This is a genomic window from Moraxella sp. CTOTU47724 (genome assembly GCF_032014955.1).
Classification (GTDB): domain Bacteria; phylum Pseudomonadota; class Gammaproteobacteria; order Pseudomonadales; family Moraxellaceae; genus Faucicola; species Faucicola tetraodonis.
On sequence record NZ_DALZSV010000084.1, the window covers coordinates 1 to 7,033 of the forward strand.

The 7,033-nt window shown below is 41.6% G+C and carries 6 protein-coding genes; 4 read left to right on the forward strand and 2 right to left on the reverse strand.

Annotated features, from left to right (window positions below; all coding sequences use genetic code 11):
• Positions 1-948, reverse strand: a 948-nt coding sequence (locus RTR63_RS11275; protein ID WP_312524319.1) for an acetyl-CoA C-acyltransferase, incomplete at its 3' end; no start/stop codon positions are given.
• Between the two features lie 349 nt (positions 949-1,297).
• Here RTR63_RS11275 and RTR63_RS11280 point away from each other — a divergent pair.
• From RTR63_RS11280 to RTR63_RS11295, 4 genes are all read left to right on the forward strand, one after another.
• A complete protein-coding gene (locus RTR63_RS11280) occupies positions 1,298-2,680 on the forward strand; it encodes a 3-oxoacyl-ACP reductase (protein ID WP_312524321.1) in 1,383 nt (460 codons plus the stop codon).
• Between the two features lie 257 nt (positions 2,681-2,937).
• The gene (locus RTR63_RS11285) at positions 2,938-3,834 is read left to right on the forward strand and encodes a MaoC family dehydratase (RefSeq protein ID WP_312524323.1); all 897 of its coding nucleotides are present in this window, start codon (positions 2,938-2,940) and stop codon (positions 3,832-3,834) included.
• Between the two features lie 113 nt (positions 3,835-3,947).
• Positions 3,948-5,303, forward strand: a complete 1,356-nt coding sequence (locus tag RTR63_RS11290; RefSeq protein ID WP_312524325.1) for a serine hydrolase domain-containing protein — start codon at positions 3,948-3,950, stop codon at positions 5,301-5,303.
• A gap of 70 nt (positions 5,304-5,373) precedes the next feature.
• Positions 5,374-5,793, forward strand: coding sequence for an HIT family protein (locus tag RTR63_RS11295; protein WP_312524326.1), 420 nt, complete (start codon positions 5,374-5,376; stop codon positions 5,791-5,793).
• A gap of 40 nt (positions 5,794-5,833) precedes the next feature.
• On the opposite strand, the gene modA is transcribed toward RTR63_RS11295, so the two are convergent.
• Entirely contained in the window at positions 5,834-6,775 is a 942-nt protein-coding gene (gene modA, locus RTR63_RS11300; RefSeq protein ID WP_312524328.1) for a molybdate ABC transporter substrate-binding protein, read from the reverse strand.
• Between the last annotated feature and the right edge of the window lie 258 nt (positions 6,776-7,033).

The window sequence follows — 7,033 nt, forward strand, 5'->3', positions numbered from 1 at the left end:
GCCTTCTTTAACACCTTTTTTACCTGTAAAATCAACCGCAGCGGTTTCTTGGTAGGTGAGATAAGCAAGCGGTTTTAATCCATTCGCTGCAGCCCATTCATCTGTGCCTAATAACACACAAGACGCGCCATCGGTCAGCGGTGTTGAGTTGCCAGCGGTCATGGTTGGATTGGCATTTTTCTTACCAAATACAGGTTTTAATGACGCCAATTTTTCTAACGAAATGTCGGGACGTAGATTATTGTCGCGTGTTAAACCCTTAAATGGCGTGATTAAATCATCAAAAAAACCCTCATCGTACGCACGCGCCAAGTTTTTATGACTATTAAAGGTAAACTCATCTTGCGCTTCACGGGTGATCGCCCATTCAAGTGCGGTGATGGCTTGGTGGTCACCCATCGATAATTTAGTACGCGGTTCACCATTTTGCGGTGCATCAATCAAGTCTTTTGGATTAATGCTTAATAACGCTTGTAAGCGATCTTTATTGGTTTTGGCATTATTAAGTTTTAACAGCGCTTTACGCAGCCCATCACCAATGCCTAAAGGGGCATCAGAAGTGGTGTCAACACCGCCTGCAATCCCTGAATCAATCAGCCCCAAGGCGATTTTATTGCTCACTGCGAAAGCCGCTTGTAGTCCAGTGCCACACGCTTGTGACACATCGTAAGCAGGCGTTTGCGGACTTAACGCCGTGCTTAACACACATTCACGGGTGAGATTGATATCACGGCTTAATTTAATGACCGCGCCCGCCACAACTTCACCCAAGCGTTTATCTTGTAAGTTATAGCGTTCCACCAAGCCGTTAAGCGCAGCTGTCAACATTTCAGAGTTGCTGACATTGGCGTATTGGCCATTTGAGCGAGCGAATGGAATACGGTTGCCACCTAAAATAGCGACCTTTTTGCCAGTAGGCTGGTGAGTGGGATGTTGAAAATTGTCCATAGAAAAGTCCTTTTGAGCAATCAATTAAAAAAATTGGCTAAGCTTAAACCAAATAACTTTTTAAAAATAACTAAATTTTTTAAAAATAACTAAACTTTTTAAGTTGCAGTGATGTTACCATAAAACTTAGACAAAAATATCGCCTAAAGGTATATATATAACGATAATTTATATAAATCAATAAAACCAATAAAATTTTATTTGATATGACTATTCAAGGCTGCTTGATTGGTATAAAATTTACACAGTAAATAGGGTTAGCAGCTGTATTTAATTGAGTGTTTAACTTACTTTTTAATTGAGCCTTATCTAATAGCCTAAGCAAAACTAATTCTTCAAAGGAGTCCTTATGTCAGACCATTATTCAGAATTCGTTCAAAATCCACTGGGACGTAAGATTGCCCAAAATTTGGGTTTACCGATGCCAATCAACCTTGAGCGTTACAAAGACGGTCAAGCACCTGTGACAGGCAGTATTATTTTTGGGGTCAGTGAAAACGCTGTCATAGCAAATGACATCGCCAAAGTATTAGCCAATGTGCAAGCGGATGTCTATCTAGACCCCAATGAGTCAGCGCGTGATGCTTTGCAGAATGCGCAGATTGACGCTGAGCAGTTTGGCGCGAATCAGTATTTTAAAGTGGCTATTTTCGATGCTTCAGGTATCAAAACAACCCATGAGCTGAAACAAGTTTACAACTTCTTCCATCCGATTGCGCGTTCGATTGACCGCTCAGGTCGGGTTATCGTCATTGGCTTGCCACCAGAAAAATGCACCAGTATCGCACAGGCAGCAGCTCAGCGTGCTTTAGAAGGGTTTGTCAAATCCGTCGGTAAAGAATTTAAGCGCGGTATCACAAGCCAGCTTATCTATGTAGACCCAAATGCGGCGCAGAACCTTGAATCTACGCTTCGTTTCTTTGCCTCACCGCGTTCTGCGTATGTGTCAGGTCAAGTGGTCAGAGTGGGTGAAGGCAACCTAGTCACAGTTGATTGGCAAAAGCCTTTAAAAGGTAAAACACTGGTGGTGACTGGCGCGAGCCGAGGTATTGGTGAAGCCATCGCGAAAGTATTGTCGCGTGATGGCGCACATGTCATCTGTGTCGATGTGGCTGCCCAGCAATCAGACTTGCAAAAAGTAGCAGGTGAGATAGGCGGTTCTACCTTAACATTAGATATCACAGCCGACGATGCCGGTGAAAAAATAGCTGCAGCGGCAGCCAAACGTGGCGGCTTAGATGGTATTGTCCACAATGCAGGCATAACCCGTGACAAGACATTGGCAAAAATGGATGATAACATGTGGGATGCCGTCATGAACGTCAATCTCAATGCAGAAGAAAAAATTGATGATTATCTGCTCAGTCATGACAGTTTCAATGAAAACGCGAGAATTGTATGTGTATCATCCATTAGCGGTATTGCGGGCAATTTGGGACAGACCAATTATGCCATGAGCAAAGCTGGCGTGATTGGTGCGGTACAAGCGACTGCGCCTACGTTAAACAACGGTATTACCATCAACGCGGTAGCGCCAGGATTTATCGAAACCCAAATGACCGCTGCGATACCTTTTGCGATTCGAGAAGCAGGTCGCAGAATGAACTCAATGAGCCAAGGCGGTTTGCCGATTGATGTGGCTGAGACCATTGCTTGGCTGGCTTGCCCTGCTTCGGGCGGCGTCAATGGCAACATTGTCCGCGTCTGTGGTCAAAGTGTGTTGGGTGCGTAATTATTGACGGGCTGAAAAAATCAGTATCGAGCATGTCGCTACTGATTTTTTTTAATCATTTTTTCTAAGTCAAACTTAAACTAAGCTTTATGCAAAAAATCAACAATTAGATTGTGACATTCGATTATAATAAACTAAGTTCTCAGATTTTGAGATCTGACGGTAATCAAAAGTAATGGAATATACCTGAACACTATCTAATCAAATAGCCCTTTGTTGGCTCAAGCTTAAAAAGTAAAAAAGTAAGGACAGTCTGTATGTCAGACCAAAATTTTAGTCGTTTGCCAAAGCCGCACACCACCTATGCCAATATTATCAAAAGTTTTTTACCCATTGGCGACCAAGACAAATCAGCCAATGCGGTGTTGCCCAATGCTACTTATAGCGTCAATACGCTTGAAATCGACCATGATAATTTAGCCGATTACCGCAGAATTTGTGGTTTTGAAAACAATAGCTACGTGCCGCCGACGTATTTTGCGGTGCTGTCGCAGTCGTTACAGATGAACATGATGGTCAAAGAGCCATTTCCCTTTGCCATGCTCGGCTTGATTCATGTACAAAACAGTGTTACCCAATATCGGCGCATTAAAGATAGCGCAATTTTTAAAATGGCTGTGAGCTTTGCTAACCTGCGCGACCATGATCGCGGTAAGCAATTTGATTTTGTGACTAAAGTTTTTGAAAAAGACGAGCTGGTTTGGGAAGGGACTTCGACGTATTTATCACGCCAAAAACGTCAAAAAACGACTCAAAAACCATCGACGACGCAAGTAGAAGCCAAGCCCACACTTGATAGTAATGATATGCATGAATTTTGGGAAATTCCTGAAGATATTGGGCGTCGCTATGCGTTTATCTCTGGGGATTTTAATCTGATTCACTTGCATCCTTTATCTGCCAAAGCATTTGGTTTTCCAAAAGCCATTGCCCATGGTATGTGGACAAAAGCAAAATGTTTGGGTGCGTTGGGTGATTTGCCCGAGAGCTTTACCTGTGATGTGACGTTTAAATTGCCGATTTTTTTGCCCTCTGAAGTGGAGTTTATCGCAAAATTTGATAACCGTGATGAGCAGGTGGATTTTGGTGTGTATGATCCCGCTACACCAAAAGCCAATTTGATTGGGAAAATCACCCAAGCGCAGGCTAAATAATAGCGATAAAAAGAAGGTCAATAAGGGTTCAATGTTAAGCGGCTATTTTTTAGCAGGGTGTTTTTTAGCACAATGGTTTTTAGGAAATGGTTTTTTAGGATGCTATTGAAGTAATGAAGGATTTAATGGATTATCAAGCGCTCAATCAACACCTAGCCCAACTGTTATCACAATTTGATCTTAATCAAAAGGTAGGTGGCTGCAGTCTGGTTATTTTTCATCAAGGTAAAGCAGTTACTCAATTGGCTCACGGTATCGCAAATATTGATAAAACTAACCAGCAAATCACCCCTTGGCAGCCATCCACCTTGTCGCTGAATTTTTCGACAGGTAAGGGGATACTGGTTACGTTGATTCATATTTTAGTGAGTCAAAATCTTTTAGCGTATGACAAAACTCTGGCTAGCTATTGGCCAGCGTTTGCCCAAAATGGCAAAGATAGCGTCACTTTGCGTGATATGCTAACCCACGAGTCGGGATTATTTAATATTGTCAGTATTACCGAACATGCCAAAGACATGCTAGATTGGCAATTGATGCTCAGCAATGTAGAGCAAATGGCATTAAATAGTCCAACTATTACGCATAGTTCAGCTAATATTTCAGCTAATAAAGAATCTGACAATCAGTCAACTCAATCCAGCGTGGCTGCCCATGCGGATTCTAGCGCGGCTTATAGTGCCTTGGTATCCGGCTGGGTATTGGGTGGGCTGATTGAAAAAGTAACCCAATTGCCCCTGCAGCAAGCCCTAGAATATTATTTATTGGAACCGCTCGATTTGGTCGGTCAAGCTTACTTTGGGGTACCCAAAGACAAAGTTGAACAGGTGGCAGGTCAAATACGTGCCAAAGAGACTCAAGCTAAACCTTTACTCACTCAAGATGCTGACTCAACGCTACAATTTTATCAATCCTTGCCTTTTTACCCCGAGTGGTTAACATTGTCTCAATCGGGCTCTCCTTTGACAACGCAGGCCATTAACGCGCTGTATTTTCAACCTGCTAATATCAATATCGAAGACTATAAATCTGCGCTGGTACCCATCGGTAGCAGACAATTTAATTATTATCACCCTGTCACCCTGCAGGCAAAAATTCCCGCCGCAAATGGAGTAGCCAGCGCGATAGCGTTGGCAACAGTCTACGCCATGCTTGCAAATCGCGGCGTTTGGCAAGGTAAAACGCTAATCAATTCTGCTGTTTTTAAGGCGCTTTCAACCATTCACAATGAGCAATTTGACAAAATCATGCCAGCGGTAATGGCGTGGCGACTCGGCTATCATCGCGTGTTTAGCCTGTTCCATGATGTGTCTGATGCATTTGGACATATGGGGTATAATGGGTCTATGGCTTGGTGTGATCCCAGTCGCGCATTAGCAGTCAGCTTTGTACATAATTATGATGTGACTATGCTGGGTGACGATCGCCAATTTATCTTGAATGAAACCATATTAGATTTTTTTGCTTAGCCTAATTGCTAAGGCTTTTTTCTTAGTCTTGTTTCTTAGCCCCATTTAAACAGTAAAAGGAATGTAATCAATGCCGTATGACACTCAAAATATTTTTGCCAAAATTCTTCGTGGTGAGATTCCTAGCCATAAAGTTTATGAAGATGACAAAACGCTTGCCTTTATGGATATCATGCCGATGGCAGAAGGGCATGTTTTAGTGATTCCAAAATGTGAGGCCGTTGAATTGTCGGATATGCCAACCGATTATATAGCGGCAGTTTTCAGCACCGCGCAAAGAGTCATGGCAGCGCAGCGCAAGGTATTTAATCGCCAAGGTATTGTGCAGATGCAGTTAAATAATGCTGAGGCAGGACAATCGGTATTTCATTACCACGTTCATTTGATTCCAAGCAGTATTTATCATCTTGGATTGCATGAAAATCGTCAAGGCGATCATGAGCGTCTAGCAGCGCTGGCTAATCAATTAAAATCAGCGATTGCAAATTAATTCGCGACTTGCAAGTAGCGGATGGTTAAAATCTAATCACTTATTTGCAAGCAGGTAAGATAGTTGTCGAGGTACAAATCGGTAAAAACCCCGCATCGGTTAAAACATCTTGTGCTTTTACCGACTTTAGATAATCCACAAAGATTTGACTGGTTTCAGGGTGATTCAAAATGATGCCATCTTGCAGAATTGGCGGATAACTATTTTTAGGCAGTATCAAGTAGTTATTGCTTAGTGTATTGACATTTTGCAGGGCAATGTTATTGGGTTTATTCAATACTTGCGAGAGGCTTACAAATCCAAAATCTGCTTTTCCACTTTCAGTTAACGCAAAAGTTTCATCTAGGGTATTGGTATAAATAATCTTAGGCTTGATATTATTATAAAGATTCTGATTGACCAACCAGGCTTCTGCTGCCACGCCATAAGCTAAATTCTCTGGATTGGCTATCGCTAAACTAAAGGATTTATTGTCGAGCATCAATTGATCAAGCGTGGTTGTAGGGCTAATGTCCATAGGGTATTTGTGACTATAAAGCACTAACTGACCACGGGTATAAGTAAAAGGCGATGATTTAACACCCTTAACACTGGCAAGCATTTGCTTTGGATAACTCTGATTACCCGCTAAATAAATATCAAAACTTTGAGGATTGGCATTGACCTTATCATACAGCGCAGCATTGGGCTCAAAGGTAATTTGAATCTTTATATTCGGATAATTATGGTTAAAATCTGATACCAAGATAGGCAATACCATGCGAAGATTGGAAAAAGCGGCAATATGTAGAGTTTCAGTCGCTTTGGGTGAAGAGGCAACAGGCGCATTGGTTGAAATTGTTTTGGCAGGTTCTTTGCTAGATTGGTTATTGGCCGCCGTTGAATTTTGATTGTTATTTGAAGAATTACAACCCGCCATTAATGCTGTGACAATAAATAGCATTCTATTAAAAAAGATCGAGGCAGGTTGATTAAAAGTCATAAATTAACAAATTTTACCCTAGTTTTAGCGATATTATGATTAAGTGGCGGGCAAGAATACTATACAAAGTAGTAAGTGAGTGTGTAAAAAACGTATCGATTTTATTGAAAAATTATTTTTTAGGTATTTCTCATTCTGAGGGAGAAATAATTGAAAAAGTTGTTGCAAAAAAAAATAAAGTTGCTAAAATACCACCCCACGTAGCCGATTAGAGATAAACTAAAAAGCTATAGCCATCTATGCCAGTGTGGTGAAATT